Genomic DNA, 20,818 nt, shown 5'->3' with positions numbered 1-20,818 from the left:
CACGAACATCTGTATTTTTATAGGCATCAATAACAAAGCTTCTGTGGCGAGGGAGCTTGCTCCCGCTGGGCTGCGCAGCGGCCCCAAAATCTTAGGGCCGCTTCGTGCCCCAGCGGGAGCAAGCTCCCTCGCCACAGGGTTTCATTGCCCCCCTAAGACAAGCGCACGCCGGGGGTCAGCGTTGCCGGGACCACCAGGCTCGGGGTCTCCAACGAGGCCACCGGGTATGCGCAATAGTCCGCCGCGTAATAGGCACTGGCGCGATGGTTGCCCGACGCCCCTACCCCACCGAACGGCGCGGTACTGGCGGCGCCGGTCAGTTGTTTGTTCCAGTTGACGATACCGGCGCGGCTTTCCAGCCAGAACTGCTGGTAGCGCGCTTCGGAATCCGACAACAAGCCCGCGGCCAGGCCGTACTGGGTGTTGTTGGCCTCGGCAATCGCCGCTGCAAAATCCGCGTAGCGGATCACCTGCAACAGCGGGCCGAACAATTCTTCGTCTTCGCGCGCAGTCACGCCGGTCACGTCGATGATGCCTGGCGTCAGCAGCGCAGCCTGATCCTGTGGCTGGGTCATTTCCAGCAGCGCCACGGCGCCGTTGGCCAACATCAGTTCCTGGGCATCCATCAACGCCTTGGCAGCCGCCAGGGAAATCACCGAACCCATGAACGGCGCCGGTTGCTGGTCGAACGCACCGACTGCAATCGTCGCGCTGACTGCCACCAGGCGCGCCAGCAACGCATCGCCCCAGGCGCCTTCCGGCACCAGCAGGCGACGGGCACAGGTGCAACGTTGGCCGGCGGAGATAAACGCCGACTGAATAATGGTGTAGACCGCCGCATCCACGTCGGCCACTTCGTCGACCACCAGCGGGTTGTTGCCGCCCATTTCCAGGGCCAGGATCTTGTCCGGGCGCCCGGAGAATTGCTGGTGCAGGTGGTTACCGGTACGGCTCGAACCGGTAAAGAACAGCCCGTCAATGCCGGGGTTGGCCGCCAGGGCGATGCCGGTTTCCCGCGCGCCTTGCAGCAGGTTCAGCACACCCGCCGGCAGGCCGGCTTCGATCCAGCATTGCACGGTCAGCTCGGCGACTTTAGGGGTCAGCTCGCTCGGCTTGAACAGCACGGTATTACCCGCCAGCAAGGCCGGGACGATATGCCCGTTCGGCAAGTGCCCCGGGAAGTTGTAAGGCCCGAACACCGCCACCACACCGTGTGGCTTGTGGCGCAGTACAGCGGTGGCATCGCCCAGGGGGCCGCTCTTCTCGCCGGTACGCTCGCGGTAGCTCTGCACCGAGATCGCAATCTTGTTGGCCATGCTGGTGACTTCGGTGGCCGACTCCCAGAGCGGCTTGCCGGTTTCCTCGCCGATGCAACGGGCGATCTCATCGGCGCGGTTTTTCAGCGTGGCTGCGAAGGTCTCGAGCACACTGATACGCTCTTCCAGCGGGCGCCGGGCCCAGGCCGGGAATGCTTGGCGCGCGGCCTGCACGGCGGATTCAACCTGCTCGGCAGTCGCACCGTTGCCGGACCACAGCACGTGCTGGGTCACCGGGTTGCGCGACTCAAACAGTTCACCCTGGCCAGCCAGCCAGCTACCTGCGATATACAGCGAATTCATTGTTTCGACTCCCGAGCAGCGGACAACGGTACGGCGCGCACTTGATCACCCACCACCAGTTGCAGGCGCTTGGCGGTCAGCGGATCGACCACCAGCGTGCCTGCCGCCAGGCGGGCCGGTGCGGCGGTAATGCGGCAATCCTCGCGCTTGCGGTTATGGATCAGGAACGGCGTGGCGTCGTCCCCCGGCGTGCCGATGGCCAGTACCAGCGACTGGCTGTCGCGCACGGCGCGGATCTTGGTGGTTTCACACTCCACCGCGGGGCCGGCGTCGAAGATGTCGACGTAGCCCTGGTAGCTGAACCCTTCGCTCTTGAGCATGCTCAGCGCCGGTTCGGTGTCCGGGTGGACCTTGCCGATCACGTTGCGCGCATCCTCGGACAGGAAGCAGCTGTACAACGGAAACTTCGGCATCAGCTCGGCGATAAACGCTTTGTTGCCCACGCCGGTGAGGTAGTCGGCCTGGCTGAATTCCATCTTGAAAAAGTGCCGACCCAGGCTTTCCCAGAACGGCGAGCGCCCGGCGTCGTTGGACACGCCACGCATCTCGGCAATGATCTTGCTGCCGAACAACTGCGGGAACTCAGCGATAAATAGCAGGCGCGCCTTGGCCAGCATGCGGCCGTTGAGTCCGGTGCGGTAATCGGCGTGCAGGAACAACGAGCACAGCTCGGAATTGCCGGTGAGGTCGTTGGCCAGGAACAGCGTCGGAATCTCGCGATAGATGTTCAGCTCCTGGGAGGCGCTGACGGTCAGGCCGACCCGGAAGTTGTACCAGGGCTCACGCAAGCCAACGGCGCCGGCGATGGCAGAAATGCCCACCACGCGGCCTTCGTCATTTTCCAGCACGAACAGGTAGTCGGCATCGCCGCGCCCGGCGTCGCCGCGAAAGGTCTTTTCCGCCCAGCCCACGCGATGGGTCAGGCGCTCTTCGTTGGCCGGCAAGGTGGTGAGGCCGGTGCCGGTGCTGCGCGCCAGATCAATCAGGGCCGGTAAATCGCTGCTGCGTACGGGACGAACGATCATGCTATCTCCTCGAACGGGCCGCTGTGGTCAGCCACCCGCGAAACTCTCTTTTTAAACCGCTACCAGGCGCACGCTCGCGCCTTCGCCAACACCCAGGGCTTCGGCCGCTGCGAGGTCCAACGTCACCGGTTTACCCGGCGCGTAATCCAGCTCCAGCATCACCGCGCGGTAATCCTGCAACTGCGCGTTGCTCACCAGGTACTGGCGGCCGACACCCTTGACCATCTCACCAATCTTCACCGGCACCACGCGGCTCTGGGCGATGGAGCGAATGCCCGACACCCGCGCATGCAGCGTTGGGCCACCGTCGAAGATGTCGATGTAATGGTCGGTCTCGAAGCCTTCGCGCATCAGGATGTCGAAGGTGATCTGCGCACGCGGGTGCACCTGGCCCATGGCTTCCTGGGCTTCGTCCGGCAGCAGTGGCACGTAGATCGGGTAGTGCGGCATCAGCTCGGCGAGGAACGTACGGCTTTTCAATCCGCACAGGCGCTCGGCGGCGGCGTAGTTGAGGTCGAAGAAGTTGCGACCGATGGCGTCCCAGAACGGCGAATCACCGTTCTCGTCGCTGTAGCCGACGATCTCGGTCACCACCGAGTCGGCAAAGCGCTCGGGGTGGCTGGCGACGAACAGCAGGCGGCCACGGGAGTTGAGTTCCGACCACGGCGAACCGACCAGCGCAGGCTTCACGTAGAAACTGGTGAGCAGGCTGTTGCCGGTCAGGTCGTGGCACTGGGAAAGCACGTGGATCTTGTTGTGGATCTTCAGCTCGCGGGAGGCGTGCACGAAGGTTTCGTTACGGAAGCTGTAGAACGGCTCCGAGTAACCGGCCGAGGCGACGATGGCCGAGCAGCCGGCGAGCTTGCCGGTCTCGGTGTCTTCGAGCACAAAGAAGTAGCTCTCTTCACCGTTGAAACTCACCTCGGCCGCGAAGGAGGCTTCGCTGGCGGCGATTTTATCGCTCAGGCGCTCCACATCGTCCGGCAAGGAGGTGACACCAATCGGGCTGTCCGCAGCCAGACGCTGTACCTCGCCCAGATCAGCCATTTGCGCGGGGCGCATCACCAGCATGGTGTCACTCCTTAACTCGAAAAACTCACAGGAAAAAATACCGGACAGGTCCTGATTCAACACAGGTCCAAATGTGGGAACCGGCTTTTGTGGCGAGGGAGCTTGCTCCCGCTGGGCTGCGTAGCGGCCCCAAAGATATTGGGAGCGCTTCGCACTCCAGCGGGAGCAAGCTCCCTCGCCACAAAAAGCAGCTCCCACATTTGACTCGGTCCGGCCTACAGAATTTTGCTCGACGCCTGATCGCCAGGCGCCGAACGGTCCATCAGGCTTGTGTCAACGACTTCACGGCACGCTCAAAACGGTCCAGGCCCTCGTTGATGTCCGCCTCTTCCACCACCAGGCTTGGGGCAAAACGCACCACGTCCGGGCCGGCTTGCAGGATCATCAGGTTTTCTTTCTCGGCCGCGTTGAACACGTCCTTGGCCTTGCCTTTGAAGGCATCGCTCAGCACGCAACCGATCAGCAGGCCCATGCCACGGACTTCGGTGAAAATGCCGTATTGCTTGCCGATCTGCTCCAGGCGCGCCTTGAACAGGTCGTGCTTGGCGTTGACGCCGGCCAGCACCTCGGGGGTGTTGATCACGTCGATCACCGCCTCGGCGACCGCGCACGCCAGCGGGTTGCCGCCGTAGGTGGTGCCGTGGGTGCCGACCACCAGGTGCTTGGCCAGCGCCTCAGTGGTGAGCATCGCCGCAATCGGGAAACCGCCGCCCAGGCTCTTGGCGCTGCTGAGGATGTCCGGCACCACGCCGTAATGCTGGTAGGCGAACAGGTGGCCGCTGCGGCCCATGCCCGTTTGCACTTCGTCGAACACCAGCAGTGCGTTGTTCGCGTCGCACAGCTCACGCGCGCCTTGCAGGTAGGCCAATTCGGCCGGCAGTACGCCGCCTTCGCCCTGGATCGGCTCCAGCACCACGGCGCAGGTCTTGTCCGACACGGCGGCTTTCAGCGCGTCGAGGTCGTTATAAGGGACGTGGGTGATGCCCGTGATTTTAGGCCCGAAACCGTCGGAGTACTTCGACTGGCCACCGACGTTGACGGTGAACAGGGTACGGCCGTGGAAGCTGTTCAGCGCGGCAATGATCTCGTACTTCTCAGTGCCGAAACGGTCGAACGCCACGCGACGGGCCAGCTTGAAGGCGGCCTCGTTGGCTTCGGCGCCGGAGTTGCAGAAGAACACGCGCTCGGCAAAGGTGGCGTCGATCAGCTTATGCGCCAGGCGCAAGGCCGGCTCATTGGTGAACACGTTCGACACGTGCCACAGCTTGTTGGCCTGTTCGGTCAGCGCACCGACCAGCGCCGGGTGGGCGTGACCCAATACGTTGACCGCGATGCCGCCGGCAAAGTCGATCAGCTCTCGACCCGCCTGGTCCCATACGCGCGAACCTGCGCCACGCACGGGGATGAAGGCGGCAGGTGCGTAGTTGGGAACCATCACCTGGTCGAAATCGGCACGTTGCACCGGGGCTTGCTCAACGGACATCGGAGTCTCCTGAAGAGGAACGCCTGCCTGGAACTGGCGGGCGATGCAGGGATTGTAAGGACAGTTTTCAGAGCGGCCTTGCCGCCAAGCGACAACTTCTTATAGCGCCAACCCCCGTTTTACGCGGGTTTACGCCAATGCGACAAATAGCGTCGCAATGGCGCAGTTTAAACGTTCCACGCCGTCTTAGGCAGCGGGAATGCCGGCAGGTTATTTATCTACCGCCGAGTGCAGGCGCCGGATTGCTTTGCTGACAGCCTTCTTGATCATGCAAAGGACCGCGCTCGTGACCCCATCCTCCATCACCCTCCACACCCCGCCCTTGAACGCCTACACCGACGTGCATGAGGAAACCCTCAAACAGTCGATACCCGCCTGGGTCATCAACGCCTCGCCAGCCAAGCGTGCGGCCCTCAGCCGTGGGCAAGCCGCCATTGCCGACTGGTACAAAACCGCAACCCCCAGGGAACATGACACCCTCAAAGCCCTCGTCGGGGCGGCCTGGGTCGCGCAAAACCAGGTGGATCAGGCGATGAACAACCTGCTGTCACCCGCCGATTTTGGCGCTCCACTGCTGCAACAGTTACTCAAGCAGCGCTTCGGCATGGACCTCGATGTACGGGCTACCTACCTGCGGTTTTACGTGCCCCAGACTGTCCCGTGGTTTCCTATCCGCACCGGCGCAGCCCGGACCTGGACCGTCTCCCTGCTGGACGCCGCCTTGCATAACTTCGAAGCGGGTGAAGCCTTTGAAGCCCAGTCGGGCTTCATCACGCAGCCGCGCCACGATGGCCAGTTCGAGCCTTTGCCCACGCTTGACGCACGCATCAGCGTGGCCCAGTTCACCGCCCTGTGCCGCGAACTCGATATAGGCGGTCGGTACCAACACTACCTGGATCAATTCTTCGATGCCCGGAACGCGGTGGCCGTGACCCGACTGCGACTCAAGCTCGACACCACCCACAAAGCGGACCTGGCCGTTGCCCTGCAAATAGCCTGGATGAAAAAAGACCTGCTCGACGACCAGTCCTTCGTGCTGTTGCAACGCCTGCTCAGCCCACAAAGTGGCGGTAAACCCGGCGCGCCCCTGCAGTGTTACGACCTGAGCATCATGTCGAGCACACTGACCGGCATCGTGCTGTTTTCGCAGAGCCTGGGCAGCCGTCACGACGTTCCGATGATCGCCTACATCCCGGACGACCCCTACGCGCCGCTCAAACAATACCCCTCCCCCGCCGCCTTCATGAAGGCCTTGGGAAACAACTTGCGCACCGTCGAGTATCAACAGTTTTTCAGCCGTTTCATCCACCACGACGAGCGCGGGGAGTTTTTCGCCGACCTCAATCACCGACTGTCCCTCGTCACCTGGCACCCACACACACGGGGCGACCCGCTGCCGACGTGGCGCGACACGCCCATCGACAACCCTCATCTGACATTCGGTGGCCATGTCATCCAAGGCGACCTATTCCAGCACCTGTACCTGCAAAAGCTCAACAAGGTGTACCGGGACGCGAAAGCCCTCGCCGTGTCCACCGCCAGCGTCGATCAGAAGGTGCGCTGGGAGCGCTGGAGCGTCTTTCAGAAAATTGCTTCGACGCTGCTGCAAATCGCCGCCTTTATTGCTGCGCCCTTTATTCCGCCGATTGGCCTGGTGATGCTCGGCTATACCGCCTACCAGATGCTCGATGAAGCCTTCGAGTGGATTATCGACTGGGCCGAAGGCGAGGTCAGCGAAGCCTTCAGGCATTTGCTGTCGTTCGTCGAACAAGGGATACAACTGGGGCTGTTCATTGCAGGTGCGCCTTTGGCCACTGGCGCCTTGCGCAAGCTGCTACCGCCCGAGGCCTGGGCGTTTTTCGAGCGTCTCAAGCCCGTGATATTGCCAGATGGCCAGGCGCGCCTGTGGAAACCCGACCTCTCACCCTATGCCCACGACCTCACGCTGGCCAAGCACTCCTACCCCAACGTGCAGGGCCTGCACCCCTATAACGGCATAAAGGTACTGCCCCATGCCAAGGGCATGCTGGTGGTACAAAGCGACCCGATCACCGAGCAGCCTTACCTGCAACATCCGTCCCGGCCCAACGCGTACCGCCCGCCCTTGACCACCAACGGCAAGGGTGCCTGGCTGACCGAGTTGGACCGCCCCCTGAGTTGGGACAGCCAGACCCTTATGCAACGCCTGGGCCCGCACACCCAGGGTTTGACCCACGAACAATTGGCCAATGTACGCCGCATCAGCGCCACCGAAGAAGGCGCGCTACGCAAGATGTACGCCACCGGCCATCCCCCGCCCGCGCTCCTGCTCGACACCCTGGAACGTTTCAAGATCGACCAGGGCTTGCAAGACTTCATACGGCAAATGAGCAGCGATGACCCGCAGGTCTATGGGCATGCCGACATCCAGACACAACTGCAACTGCTCACTAACCTGGACCAGTGGCCCAAGACCGCGATCCTGCGTTTTGTCGATGCCCAAGGTCAACGCCTGTGGGAGTTTGCCGGGGATAAACAGGCCCGCGTCATCCTGATCCAAGAAGCCCAACTGCAAAACGGGGACCTGTTGCACACCCTGCTCGACGCCCTTGATGAGCCGCAGCAAAAGGCACTGCTGGGCGAATACTTCGGTGACCCGACCCTGTCCACGCGAGCGCGCGCCGCCAACCTGCGTAAAAAGCTGGCCGGCCTGGCCCGATCACACCGCACGGAACTCTTCGAGTCACGCTACCTGCTCCTTGACCGCCCTGCGGACGCGCGACAAAAAGTGCTGGTCGACGCCACCCCCGGACTGCCTGCCAGCGCCGCCGAGGCCATACTGCACAGCGCAAACAGCGAGGAACTGCAACAACTCGACCAAGGCACGCTGGCGCCACGCCTGGCGGAACTGGCCAAAACGCTGCAGGAGCAAGCCCATCTCAATCACACCTACGAAGGCCTGTTCCTCGACGCCGTCGACGACCTCGACACCCACCGGCTGGCCCTGCACTCCCTCGAAAGACTGCCGGGGTGGACAGGCACCGTGCGCATGGAGATCCGCCGACCGGCACCGGCCTCTACGCTCATCGACGCGATTGGCACACCGGCAGCGCCCACCCTTAGAACCCTGATTCGCGAACCTGATGGGCGTTACACCCCACACGACAGCGAAGGCCCGCTGTTTGGGCAGACGGATCTGTACACCGCCATGCTCCAGGCCCTTCCCGACAGTGAACGCGATGCCCTGAGCCTGCGAATCGGTCAAGCCCCCCAACTGAAGCAGGCACTGGCTGCCCACGCACTGGAGCGTGCACCGCTGAAAAAACTGATCATCGCCCACCCCGCGCCACCACCCCGCGACACCCGCACGCATCTGCGCCTGCTGGGCATGGACGGCTATCGTGCGGCGCCCGGGGAGTCGAGCGCCGGCCCGAGCCACCGGCCTTCCCTGGAAGAACAGGCACAACAGCTCTTCCCTGCGCGCACCGCCGAACAAATCAGCCAACTGATTCACAACTTGCAAACCCACCCCGGTGGGGCTCAACCGCGACTCACTGCGCTGAAGCAGGAATATCAACAGCTGGGCCGAGACCTGGACACCTGGGTGGTCAACACCCCCCGGCTATACCCCGGTACCGAGGTGCGCATCAGCCGTTCGGAGTACGGAAACAACAAACAAAATCGACACCTTTGGGCACAAGAGCTCAGACGCTGCTGGCGCCAGGAAACCGAAGTCGACCCGTATTTCGACGTGCCCGAGCGAAACGGCCAGGTACTGAGTCTGCTCCACCCCGTCTCCGGCGAACTACCGTCGCTACGGGTGCGCTTCGATCACATTTCCAAACTGGAGATCACCGGCCGTGGCGAGGCATTGGATGTTGATACGTTTCTACAGCTGTTCCCCAGGCTTCGTCATCTGAGCCTGAGGAAGATCCGACTCCACAGCCTCCCTGGGACGATCGGTACATTGGGGCATCTAAATGCGTTGATCCTCAGCGAATGCAACATCACCCTGACACCCATCAGCCACATCACGTTGACCACCCTCAGCCGGCTCCGGGCCCTGGACCTGTACAACAACCCCTTGGGCCTTATTCCCAACATCGAAAACCTGCCTGAGCTACGCGACCTGGACCTGTCCTCCACAGGCATCACGGCGCTACCCACGGGACTTTTGAGCCGCCCTCAACTGGAACTGGCCGTGCTATCCGACAACCAGATCAGTGAACTGCCGGCGGCTTTTTTCGAGCTGCCCGGCGATACCCGCAAGGAGTTCGACCTTTCCAACAATCCACTTTCCCTGCAGACCCTGGAGCACGTCAAAGCCTACTTCCTGAGGACCGGCCGCCACTGGGACATTGATGCGCCCAGCGAGGAGGTCGAGCAGGTCAATACGCTGTTCCCGAGCTTCAGCACAGACGAGGTCAACCGCCTGATTTTCGGCTTACCCGGAAGCCTGGAAACCGGCCGAGTCGAACTGGCCCGCCTGCATCAGCAATACCAAGGCTTGAATAGCGACCTGAACCGCTGGGTCAGCAGTGCGGCATCCCCCGAGGAAAAAGCCCGGCGCCTGGCCTTCCAGCACTCGCTCCAGGCGTGCTGGCGACGGGAAACCCCGCTGGACAACAACAGCCCTCAAGCCATTCCTACCTACACGCTTGAGCATCTACAGCCGATTGAAGGTGAGTTCCCGCCGCTGGACAGCGTATTCAGCCACGTATCCGCGCTGCGGCTGCAAGGCGAAGACGGTCCGTTCCCTTTACACTCAGCCCCGTTTTTAAGGGGTTTCCCGACACTCAATCACTTGTCGATTGGGCATTACACAATGGGCGATATTCCTGGCCCGCTGCTCGAACTGCCGCAGCTCACGTCTTTAAGCCTGCGCTACTGCGCACTGACCTTGTCTGCCGACAGCGCGGCCTCACTTGTCACCCTGGACGCCCTGGACTTACTCGACCTCAGCCACAACCCACTGGAATGGGTGCCGGAATTCGGCCGCTTACCACGGCTGTCCCGCCTCAACCTTGAACATACCGGCCTCACTCAAATTCCCGACAGCTTGCTGACACCGGTAGCGCGCACGCAGATCAACTTGAGCGGTAACCGGATCACCCAGATTCCCGACGCGGTATTCAAGCTACGCCCCGAGGTGACCGGCGCCTTCGATCTGTCCCGTAACCCCCTGACAAACCAGGCACTGGCGCAGGTCAAACGCTATTGCCAACGAACCGGCGAACACCTGAAAGCCGACCCTCCTACCGCACTGAGCGAGCGGATCAAGGCCCTGTATCCCACGTTTACCGACAACGAAGCCAATCGCTTTTTCTTTGAATTACCCGGCGACCTGGAAGCAGCGGCGCCGGCGATTGAAGGCCTTGAGCGCGAATTCCACCAACTGATGACCGACCTGCAGCAATGGGCCCTGGATATCCCCACACGGCACCCCATCCTGGACGTTCCGCTGGACGCTGTGATGCGGGCTCAGGAGCAATTCAACCGCCTGGCCTTCAAGGCACTGCTGGAAGAGGCGTGGCGCAGGGAGACCGAACTGGACGAAACCAACGGCGCCATCACCCACAGAATAGTGTTCGAGAGTCCATTGATGGGGGCGTTGCCGGAACTGTCCGCACGCTTCGACCATGTTTCGCTGCTGGAACTGGGAGGCGAAGGCGCCACCACAAACGTCGACGGGCTCCTACAGCGCTTCCTGCAACTCGACACCCTGATCCTGTCCAAACTCGGCTTGGGCGCTGTTCCCCAGCGGGTATTCGATATGCACAGGCTGACCAGCCTGACCCTGGCGGAGTCCAACATTCGACTGACGGCTGCCAGCGCCGATGCACTGTCAGGCATGAGCACCCTCAGGTACCTTGATTTGAGCGAAAACCCGCTGAGTATCACGCCGGACGTCAGTCAGCTCAACCAACTGGATTCGCTGTACCTGCAGGACACCCAGATCAGCGAAATCCCCCGCGGCCTGTTTGAATTGCGCGAACTGGGCGTGCTGGACTTGAGCGACAACCTGATCACCGAGATACCGGCAGACATCATCGACCTGGCGCCACGGCTCAACGGCGCGTCCGACCTGAGCGGTAACCCGCTGTCGGTGCAAAGCCTGGAGCATCTGCGCCAGTGCTATTTACTCACCGGTAACGACTTCGGCATCAGAGAGGCCACCCAGGATGCCGCCGGCAACCCGTTGGTGCGACCGGACGCCACTGAACCCATGGAGGAATAATCAGCCGCGCTCGGAGGGTACCGACGACAACTCGAATGGGCTGCTGCTGCGTCGCTGGTTGCGGTCTTCGCGAGGGGTGGCGCCGAAGAAGTTGCGGTAGGCGCTGGAGAAGTGCGGCCCCGAGGAGAAACCGCACGACAGGCCGATCTGGATGATCGACTTGCTGGTTTGCATGAGCATCTGGCGCGCTTTGTTCAGGCGCAATTCCAGGTAGTACTGGCTGGGGACACGGTTGAGGTACTGCTTGAAGATGCGCTCGAGTTGTCGTCGCGACACGCACACGTGCTGGGCGATTTCGTCGGTGGTCAGCGGCTCCTCGATATTCGCTTCCATCAGCAACACCGCCTGGGTCAGTTTCGGATGGCTGGAGCCCAGGCGGTTTTGCAGAGGGATACGCTGGCGCTCGCCGCCTTCGCGGATGCGCTCCACCACCAACTCTTCGGACACCGCACCGGCCAGTTCGGCGCCGTGGTCACGGGCGAGTACCGCCAACAGCAGGTCGAGTACCGACATGCCACCGCAGGCGGTCAGGCGGTCTCGGTCCCAGTCGAACAGATGGCTGGTGGCGATGACCTTGGGGAAGCGTTCGGCGAAATCGTCCTGCCAGCGCCAGTGCACGGCGGCACGGTAGCCGTCGAGCAAACCGAGTTGGGCCAGCGGGTAGACACCGGCCGACAGGCCGCCGATCACGCACCCGGCGCGCACCAATTGCTTGAGCGCAGTGCTCAGTTGTGACGCGATCACGGTCGGCGGTTCGTCCGCCAGCAGGAACAGTTTCTGGAAGCCCTCAAGCTTGCCGGCCCACGGCACGCCCGGCAGTTGCCAGTCGCCTTCGGCGGGCGGTTCGGCCTGCAGGAACGAGAGTTCATACACCACATCCGGATGCACCCGCTGAGCAACGCGCAAGGCCTCCTCAGCCAGCGCAAGCGTCAGTGCTTTTGTGCTGGGCCAAATCAGGAAACCAATTTTGTGGGCGGTCATGGAGTGCTATCCGAAGCCTGTAACAGTAATGAAGACAAGGGCCAATGCTAGCCCGTAAACCAACACAAATCTCAAAAACAATGAAGATCAATGTGGGAGGGGGCTTGCCCCCTCCCACACAGAGCCAACCCCACAAGCAGGAATTATTTCAAGCTGCCGGACAGGAACTGCTGCAACCGCTCGGACTGCGGGTTCACCAGTACTTCACGCGGGTTGCCACGCTCTTCGACGATGCCTTTGTGCAAAAACACCAACTGGTTCGACACTTCACGGGCAAAGCCCATTTCGTGGGTCACCACCACCATGGTGCGGCCTTCCTGGGCCAGGTCCTGCATCACCTTGAGCACTTCGCCGACCAGCTCCGGGTCGAGGGCCGAGGTGGGTTCGTCGAACAGCATCACCTCCGGCTCCATCGCCAGGGCACGGGCAATCGCCACGCGCTGCTGCTCGCCGCCGGACATGTGGCCGGGGAACGCATCCTTACGATGGCCCACGCCGACTTTGGCCAGGTAGTGCTCGGCCTTTTCACGCGCGTCTTTCTTCGACATGCCCAGCACGTGCACCGGCGCTTCCATCACGTTTTCAAGCGCGGTCATGTGCGACCACAGGTTGAAATGCTGGAACACCATGGACAGGCGCGAACGCATGCGCTGCAGTTGCTTAGGGTCGGCGGCCTTCATGGCGCCGTCCTTGTTGGCCACCAGCTTCAGCTCTTCATTGTTGAGCAGGATCTTGCCGGCGTGGGGTTGCTCCAGCAGGTTGATGCAGCGCAAAAAGGTACTTTTGCCCGAACCACTGGAACCGATGATGCTGATCACATCACCGGCCGCGGCGGCCAGGGACACACCTTTGAGCACTTCATGACTGCCATAGCGTTTATGCAGGTCTTGGACTTCAAGTTTGTACATGCGGTCGGTTCTCACAAAAACAGGTGGTCAGTCGTTGAGCAAGCGCCCGTGACGCAGCGCTTCGCGCCCCGCCACCTTGGCCAGCCAGAAACCCGCTTGGGCATAACGTAGCCGTTCAACGGCAAACAACACCCCCGAGGTGCCCGCGCAAATCGTGCTGACGCGGTCTTCCAAGGGGTCAATCACTTCAAAAATCGGCTCGCCTTTTTCGACCACATCACCGGCTTTACGCAGGTAACTGATCACCCCGGCGTGGGGCGCGAATAGCAGTTCGGTGCCTTCAAACGGCAGGCCTTCACAGGGTTCGAGCTGCGGCGCGGGCCATTCCCCCTTGATCAAGCCCTGCTCGGCGAGGAACGCGAGGATGCCTTCGGCATGGAAGATCGCTTCATCGCGTCCGGTGTCGGCTTGGCCGCCCAGCTCCAGCGTCGTCGCCAGGCAGGCCAGCGGGATCTGCGCCCCAGGGAACGCCTGGGATAAACGCAGCCATGGCAGCGAACAGGCCTCATCGAACGAACTGCCGCCGGAGTCTTCCGCCAACAGGCCGACTCTCACATTCAAGTACGCCGACAGCGAGCGCCACTGCGGCCAGTGCTGCGGCAGCGCGTACATGTGCAGCGCGGCTTCGGCGTCGCAATGCAGGTCGAGCACCACATCGGCGGTGCACGCGTGGCGGAGCAGGATGCGCTGCATGCCCTGCAACTGGCTGCTCGGCTCTGGCAATGCGCTGAGCACATCGTTCATGGCCTGGCGGATCATGCGCACGTTGGCGTGGGGATCATCGCCCAGCTTGCCCTTGAGCAGCTCAGTGACCGGCTCGCTCAACTCAACAAAATCGCGGTTGAAGTTCTTGCCGCTGCCCACTTCGAAACGACCCTGGTGGCTGCCTTGCAGCAACTGGCCCAGGCCCATCGGGTTGGCCACCGGCACCAGCTCGATCACGCCGTTGAGGGCGCCTTGCTGTTCAAGTTCGGTGAGACGCTTTTTCAGCTCCCAGGCGGCGCGCATGCCGGGCAATTCATCGGCGTGCAAGCTGGCCTGGATATAGGCCTTGCGCTCGCCCTTGCCGAAACGGAACACGCTCAGCTGGCGCTCGCAGCCCAGGTGGCCCCAGGGCAACAGGTGATCGATACGTTCCATATCAGTGCTTCCGTGGAGCCAGGTAGCTCAGCCAGCGGCGCTCGGCCAACTTGAACAGGCGCACCAGGATGAAGGTCAGGCACAGGTAGAACACACCGGCGGTGATATAGGCCTCAAACGGCAGGTAGAACTGCGCGTTCACCGTGCGTGCGGCACCGGTGATGTCGATCAGGGTGACGATGGACGCCAGGCTGGTGGTCTGCAGCATCATGATCACTTCGTTGCTGTACTGCGGCAGCGCACGGCGCAGGGCCGACGGCAGCAGGATGCGGCGGTACAGCTTGTAGCGCGACATGCCCATGGCCTTGGCCGCTTCGATCTCGCCGTTCGGCGTGGCCTTGAGGCTGCCGGCAATGATCTCGGCGGTGTAGGCGCTGGTGTTGATCGCAAAGGCCAGGCACGCGCAGAAGGTCGCGCTGGACAGCAGCGGCCACAGGACGCTTTCGCGCACCGCTTCGAATTGGGCCAGGCCGTAGTAGATCAAAAACAGCTGCACCAGCATCGGCGTGCCGCGAATCACATAGGTGTAGAGCCAGGCCGCACCGTTGACGATCGGCTGCTTGGACACGCGCATCAAGCCCAGGGGCAAGGCGGCGAGCAGGCCGAAGAACAGCGAGATGGCGAGCAGTTTCAGGGTGGTCAGCAGGCCGCCAAGGTACAGCGGCATGGCCTCCCAGATGACGTTGTAGTCGAAGATCATAGATCAGCCGCCCTTACGCCTACCGAGTAGCGCTTCTCAAGAGAACGCAGGGCCAACAATGACACGCTGGTGATCACCAGGTACATCGCCGCCACTGCGAGGAAGAAGGTAAAAGGCTCGCGGGTGGCATCTGCCGCCTGCTTGGCCTTGAACATCATGTCTTGCAGGCCCACCACCGAAATCAGCGCGGTGGCCTTGGTGAGAACCAGCCAGTTGTTGGTAAACCCAGGGATCGCCAGCCGGATCATCTGCGGCACCATCACCCGGAAAAACACCTGGAAACTGCTCATGCCATACGCAAGGCCGGCTTCGGCCTGACCCTTGGGAATGGCCATGAAGGCGCCGCGGAAGGTTTCCGACAGGTAGGCGCCGAAGATGAAACCCAGGGTGCCGATACCGGCGGCCAAGGGGTTCAAGTCGATATAGTCGTCGTAGCCGAGCATCGGCGCGACGCGGTTGAGCAGGTCCTGACCGCCGTAGAAAATCAGCAGGATCAGCACCAGGTCCGGGATCCCGCGGATCACCGTGGAGTACAAGTCACCCAGCCAGGCCAACCAGCGCACCGGCGACAGGCGTAACGCGACCCCGATCAGACCCAGAACAATGGCCAAGGCCATGGACGACAAGGCGAGCTGAAGCGTCAACCATGCGCCATCGAGGATGACGGCCCCGTAGCCTTTCAACATGATTCAGGTCCTCGAAAAGGGGGATGAAAAAATGGCGCAAACCGCAGGAATTCTGTTGCTTGCGCCATTTTGGACAGACCGTTGCGACGATTTACTTAGGGTCAGCGCCGTAAATATCGAAGTCGAAGTACTTGTCCTGGATTTTCTTGTACTCACCATTGGCACGGATCGCGGCAATGGCTGCGTTGATGCGGTCCAGGTTTTCCTTGTCGCCTTTACGTACAGCGATGCCGATGCCGTCGCCGAAGTACTTGGGGTCGGTGAACTGTGGGCCCACGAACGCGTAACCTTTACCGGCTGGGGTTTTCAGGAAGCCGTCTTGCAGCAGGGTAGCGTCAGCCACGGTGCCGTCGAGGCGACCGGCTTCCACGTCCAGGTAGATTTCGTTCTGCGAGCTGTAAGGCACAACCGTGGCGCCTTTAGGGGCCAGGACTTCCTTGGCGAAACGATCGTGGATCGAACCGCGTTGCACGCCGATTTTCTTGCCCTTCAATTCATCCAGGCTGTCGCTGACGGTGGTGCCTTCCTTCATCACCAGTTGCGCTGGGCTCAGGTAATAGCGGTTGGTGAAGTCCACGGACTTCTTACGGTCTTCGGTGATGGACATGGACGACAGGATCGCGTCGATCTTGCGCACTTTCAGCGCCGGGATCAGGCCGTCGAACTCTTGTTCGACCCAGGTGCACTTCACGTCCATCTGCTTGCACAGGGCGTTGCCGATGTCGTAGTCAAAACCGACGATGCTGCCATCGGGCGCTTTGGAAGCAAACGGAGGGTAAGCCGCTTCGATACCTATTTTCAGAGGCTTGCCTTCAGCGAAAGCCTGCATGGACAGCACGGACAGCGCCAGGGCGCCCAACAGCACGAGTTTCTTCATCTTGGGACTCCATCGGTATAGGGCAAAACAGCAGTATGAGCCATGGCCCACGATGCGACGTAAGGGAAACCGAATTGCGCTGCTGCGTCCTACACCAGTTACACACCGGAGACGACGAGCGAGTGATCGGCATTCTAACGACAGGCCGGAAGCCGATATTTCCTCAATGCGACAACAATTTACAGAAGCACCGAGAAAGCGGTTCCAACTCATTGACAGCCTCTGGATTTTATGCAGAGACAAAAGACATTAAACCTGTAGACGCTGCAAATTGCGGGCCTATTATTCGCAAACCCTTCTAGCACGGCAAGTGTGGCGTTTAATCTTATTTCTGGGGGTGTCTGGAACGCGGTTTTTCGGGGCATGGGCGTAGCACATTGCCTCATGTCTGGGCGCGAGGTTACACATTCAGGGCTGGCGGTAACATTCAGAAACGCCCTACACGAAAAACCGATATTTATTTGACTGGCGCAGATCCCATGTGGGAGGGGGCTTGCCCCCGATAGCGGTGGACCAGCGCCAAATATGGCCACTGACACACTGCCATCGGGGGCAAGCCCCCTCCCACATTTGATCTCCATTGGTTTCAAGATCCCACAAAAAAGCCCCACCCGACTCACGCCGGATGGGGCTTGGTCCCACTAACCCGCGTTACGCGACGTTCATGGTCTTGTGCGTCTCAATCAAATGCGCCACCACGCCCGGATCCGCCAGGGTGGAGATATCCCCCAACCCGTCATACTCGGCCGTGGCAATCTTGCGCAGAATCCGCCGCATGATTTTCCCCGAGCGCGTCTTCGGCAAGCCCGGCGCCCACTGGATCACGTCCGGCGAAGCAATCGGCCCGATCTCCTTGCGCACCCAGTTTTTCAACTCCAGGCGCAGCGCTTCGTTCGGCTCTTCGCCATTTTTGAGCGTGACATACACATAGATGCCCTGCCCTTTGATGTCGTGCGGCACACCGACGACGGCCGCTTCGGCAACTTTCGGGTGCGCAACCATCGCGCTTTCAATCTCGGCGGTGCCCATGCGGTGGCCGGACACGTTCAACACGTCGTCCACACGCCCGGTGATCCAGTAGTAACCGTCCTCGTCACGCCGCGCACCGTCACCGGTGAAGTACATGCCACGGAACGTCTTGAAGTAGGTGTCGACGAAGCGGTCATGGTCGCCAAACAGCGTACGCGCCTGGCCTGGCCACGAATCGAGGATCACCAGGTTACCTTCGGCGGCGCCTTCGATCAGGTTGCCGAGGTTGTCCACCAGCGCCGGTACCACGCCGAAGAACGGGCGTGCCGCCGAACCCGGTTTGAGCGCATGCGCGCCCGGCAATGGGCTCATCATGTTGCCGCCGGTTTCGGTCTGCCACCAGGTGTCGACGATCGGGCAACGGGATTGGCCGACGTTCTTGTAGTACCAGTCCCACGCCTCTGGGTTAATCGGCTCCCCCACCGAACCGAGCAAACGCAGGCTGCTGCCATCGGCGCCTTCAACAGCGGCGGTGCCGGAAGCCATCATCGCGCGGATCGCGGTCGGGGCGGTGTAGAGAATATTGACCTTGTGCTTGTCGACGATCTTCGCCACCCGCGTGATATCCGGGTAGTTCGGCACGCCTTCGAACAGCAAGGTGGTCGCGCCATTGGCCAGCGGGCCGTAGACAATATAAGTATGGCCGGTGACCCAGCCGACGTCGGCGGTGCACCAGTAGATTTCGCCTGGGCGGTAGTCGAACACACGCTCATGGGTCAGGGCCGCATACAACAGGTAGCCGCCGGTGGTGTGCTGCACGCCCTTGGGCTTGCCGGTGGAGCCAGAGGTGTAGAGGATGAACAGCGCTTCTTCGGCGCCCATCTCTTTGGGCGCACACACGGTGCCCGCCACTTTCATCAGGTCTTCGTACCAGATGTCGCGATGCTGGTTCCACTTGATCTGGCCATTGGTGCGCTTGCACACGATGACCTTCTGGATGCTGCTGGTTTCCGGGTTGGTCAGGGCGTCGTCGACGTTGGCCTTCAGTGGAATTTTCTTACCGGCGCGGATGCCTTCGTCTGCAGTGATCACCACCTTCGACTTACAGTCGATGATGCGACCGGCCAGGGCCTCCGGCGAGAAACCGCCAAACACCACCGAGTGAATCGCACCGATGCGGGTACAGGCCAGCATGGCGACCACGGCTTCGGGGATCATCGGCATATAGATCGTCACCACGTCGCCGCGGTGCACATCCTGGCCACGCAGGGCGTTGGCGAACTTGCAGACCTCTTCATGCAGCTCGCGGTAGGTGATGGTGCGGCTCTCGGCAGGGTCATCGCCCTCCCAGATGATCGCCACCTGGTCGCCACGCTCGGCGAGGTGACGGTCCAGGCAGTTGTAGGAAACGTTCAAGGTGCCATCGGCAAACCACTTGATGTCGACATGGTGATCGTCGAAAGAAGTCTGCTTCACCGTGGTGAAAGGCTTGATCCAGTCGAGGCGCTTGGCTTGCTCGCGCCAGAAGCCATCGGGGTTGACCACCGACTGCTGGTACATGGCCTTGTAGGTTGCCTCGTCGGTCAGCGTGTTGGCTGCTACTTCGGGGCGAACGGGGTACAGGGAAGCCGCACTCATCTTTCTTACCTCGGTGACATAGTTGTTGTTGTATGGCCCTGTTGTAGCCGGGGCTGGCCTATAGAACCATTCGACGATGGTAGTAACAAGCCCCTACAAATTGCCCTGATATCCCCTCCTGCGCCTCTAGCCCGCGGCCTGCGGCGCTTCGCAGCATTGTGAAAAAAGCTTTACCACAGGATTGTTACAAAAACCGCCAACAGTGTTTATCAAAAGCACGGGTATATGAATATAACCTGAGAGCCTAAAATCACTTCCGCCAACACGGCACTTTAGTTAAATACAGCAGTGATTAACAACGTAACAGCCCCCACGAAGGCAACGTTAATCCGAACTTCCCAACTCTTAAGTTACACACGTGGCCTCACAAGGGTCCCGTGACCCCTTTCGCCCTGAAGAAGGTAAATAGAGAAATGAAAGCTTTAGTAGTTATGGCCCTCAGCAGCCTGTGCGCCACCGCCGCCCTGGCCGACGAAGCCCCGACTGACGTAGCTGGTCGCAACACCCCGATCGTTGAGGACTACACTTACAGCACCCATCTGGACGTAGCAAAAGTACTGTCCATGAGCAACATTCCGGAAGTGTGCGAAGTTGTACCGGTAAAGATGGAATACGAAGACTCACAAGGTCAGCGTCATATTCTTAATTACCATGTGATGGGCAATGGTTGCTCTAACGGGTAATAACTTGGTTATTTAGATTCAACTCGGATCTTGGTCGCCGCAAGAAATCGATCTTGCGGCCAAGAACCGACCCCAAGCCCGACACCGCCCAAATGTGGGAGGGGGCTTGCCCCCGATAGCAATAGCCGCCACACCCACCCTATAAAGCCTGACTCACCACTCCTCTCCCCGCCCTACAAAAAACATCCCGCCGCCCGTCAAAAAATTCCAACCGCAGCAAAGCCTTATAAACCCGCACTCTGGCCGAAAAACACGCCATTCTGGCCCGTCTCCGTGACCATCCGCCTCAACACAAACCGGTTTTTTTCCCCTACAATGCGCGGGTAAATCGGGCCTGCAATATCCCTTTACACAGGGATGAAGAGCCAGACCTGAGGCCTCCGCTGGAGCAAGCACCTACCGCTCCGCCCCTCAAGCCTCACGCAGAGCACCCGTTACCCTATTGCGTTTAATGCCTGCGCTAGCTGCTGCAACAAACGATTCCTTAAGATCCACCGCGGCCCTGGGGCCGTGTGAACACCCAACCATCCGGTTTCACACGGGCACCTTGAGCCCTCACGCAGGAGACGACACGTCATGCTGAGCTGGGACGAATTCGACAAAGAAGAAGACGGCGAAGTAGCCACCAAAGGCGCCAACGCCGGCCACGCCACCGAAGCCAACATGGACCGCCTCGACGGTGCCGGCGCTGCCGCCGCCATCGAAGCCCGCGCCGTCACCGCCAGTGACTCCGCCGCCATCGTGCGCGCCAAGGCCGCCCTCGACAAACTCGACGTCGCCGAAGGCCTCGCCGAACTCGAAGGCTCCGCCGCCCGCGTCGC

13 protein-coding genes and 1 pseudogene are annotated in these 20,818 nt (G+C 61.2%); 3 read left to right on the top strand and 11 right to left on the bottom strand.

What is annotated here, in order from left to right; genetic code table 11:
• Positions 1–152: 152 nt before the first annotated feature.
• The 4 genes from astD to AC3ZU9_RS28295 all read right to left on the bottom strand — a co-directional run bounded on the left by astD (position 153) and on the right by AC3ZU9_RS28295 (position 5,198).
• Positions 153–1,619, bottom strand: a complete 1,467-nt coding sequence (gene astD / locus AC3ZU9_RS28310) for a succinylglutamate-semialdehyde dehydrogenase (RefSeq protein WP_064055097.1) — start codon at positions 1,617–1,619, stop codon at positions 153–155.
• Positions 1,616–2,644: an arginine N-succinyltransferase gene (gene astA, locus AC3ZU9_RS28305; RefSeq protein ID WP_015885474.1), complete on the bottom strand. Its 1,029-nt coding sequence runs from the start codon at positions 2,642–2,644 to the stop codon at positions 1,616–1,618. The genes astD and astA overlap by 4 nt, the downstream gene beginning before the upstream one ends.
• 51 nt (positions 2,645–2,695) lie before the next feature.
• Positions 2,696–3,715: an arginine/ornithine succinyltransferase subunit alpha gene (gene aruF / locus AC3ZU9_RS28300; RefSeq protein ID WP_015885475.1), complete on the bottom strand. Its 1,020-nt coding sequence runs from the start codon at positions 3,713–3,715 to the stop codon at positions 2,696–2,698.
• Positions 3,716–3,977: 262 nt separating this feature from the next.
• Positions 3,978–5,198 (bottom strand): aspartate aminotransferase family protein, encoded by a 1,221-nt coding sequence (locus AC3ZU9_RS28295; RefSeq protein ID WP_093545472.1) that lies wholly within the window; start codon positions 5,196–5,198, stop codon positions 3,978–3,980.
• 286 nt (positions 5,199–5,484) lie between these two features.
• Here AC3ZU9_RS28295 and AC3ZU9_RS28290 point away from each other — a divergent pair, with 286 nt between their 5' ends.
• Positions 5,485–11,415, top strand: a complete 5,931-nt coding sequence (locus AC3ZU9_RS28290; RefSeq protein WP_490091649.1) for a dermonecrotic toxin domain-containing protein — start codon at positions 5,485–5,487, stop codon at positions 11,413–11,415.
• On the opposite strand, the gene AC3ZU9_RS28285 is transcribed toward AC3ZU9_RS28290, so the two are convergent.
• From AC3ZU9_RS28285 to acs, 7 genes are all read right to left on the bottom strand, one after another.
• The gene (locus AC3ZU9_RS28285) at positions 11,416–12,396 is read right to left on the bottom strand and encodes a GlxA family transcriptional regulator (protein WP_015885478.1); all 981 of its coding nucleotides are present in this window, start codon (positions 12,394–12,396) and stop codon (positions 11,416–11,418) included.
• 143 nt (positions 12,397–12,539) lie between these two features.
• Entirely contained in the window at positions 12,540–13,304 is a 765-nt protein-coding gene (locus AC3ZU9_RS28280; protein ID WP_003214336.1) for an ABC transporter ATP-binding protein, read from the bottom strand.
• A 27-nt stretch (positions 13,305–13,331) separates the two neighbouring features.
• Positions 13,332–14,444, bottom strand: a complete 1,113-nt coding sequence (locus tag AC3ZU9_RS28275; protein WP_490091648.1) for a succinylglutamate desuccinylase/aspartoacylase family protein — start codon at positions 14,442–14,444, stop codon at positions 13,332–13,334.
• Position 14,445: 1 nt separating this feature from the next.
• On the bottom strand, positions 14,446–15,144 hold the full coding sequence (locus tag AC3ZU9_RS28270) for an ABC transporter permease (protein ID WP_015885480.1): 699 nt from the start codon (positions 15,142–15,144) through the stop codon (positions 14,446–14,448).
• Positions 15,141–15,830, bottom strand: coding sequence for an ABC transporter permease (locus tag AC3ZU9_RS28265; RefSeq protein ID WP_015885481.1), 690 nt, complete (start codon positions 15,828–15,830; stop codon positions 15,141–15,143). Before AC3ZU9_RS28265 ends, AC3ZU9_RS28270 begins: the two co-directional genes overlap by 4 nt.
• Before the next feature lie 91 nt (positions 15,831–15,921).
• Positions 15,922–16,707: an ABC transporter substrate-binding protein gene (locus AC3ZU9_RS28260; protein WP_015885482.1), complete on the bottom strand. Its 786-nt coding sequence runs from the start codon at positions 16,705–16,707 to the stop codon at positions 15,922–15,924.
• Between the two features lie 651 nt (positions 16,708–17,358).
• Complete coding sequence (acs, locus tag AC3ZU9_RS28255; protein WP_122811362.1) at positions 17,359–19,314, bottom strand: acetate--CoA ligase; 1,956 nt, start codon at positions 19,312–19,314, stop codon at positions 17,359–17,361.
• Positions 19,315–19,727: 413 nt separating this feature from the next.
• On the opposite strand from acs, the gene AC3ZU9_RS28250 reads away from it, so the two are divergent.
• Both AC3ZU9_RS28250 and AC3ZU9_RS28245 read left to right on the top strand, forming a co-directional pair.
• Complete coding sequence (locus AC3ZU9_RS28250; protein ID WP_015885484.1) at positions 19,728–19,997, top strand: DUF2790 domain-containing protein; 270 nt, start codon at positions 19,728–19,730, stop codon at positions 19,995–19,997.
• A 576-nt stretch (positions 19,998–20,573) separates the two neighbouring features.
• A pseudogene (locus AC3ZU9_RS28245) lies at positions 20,574–20,818 on the top strand (ribonucleotide-diphosphate reductase subunit beta); the annotation flags it as partial.

Source organism: Pseudomonas sp. A39 (genome assembly GCF_058145955.1).
The sequence above is the reverse complement of the archived record's forward strand: the minus strand, read 5'-3'. Positions and strand labels throughout refer to the sequence as shown.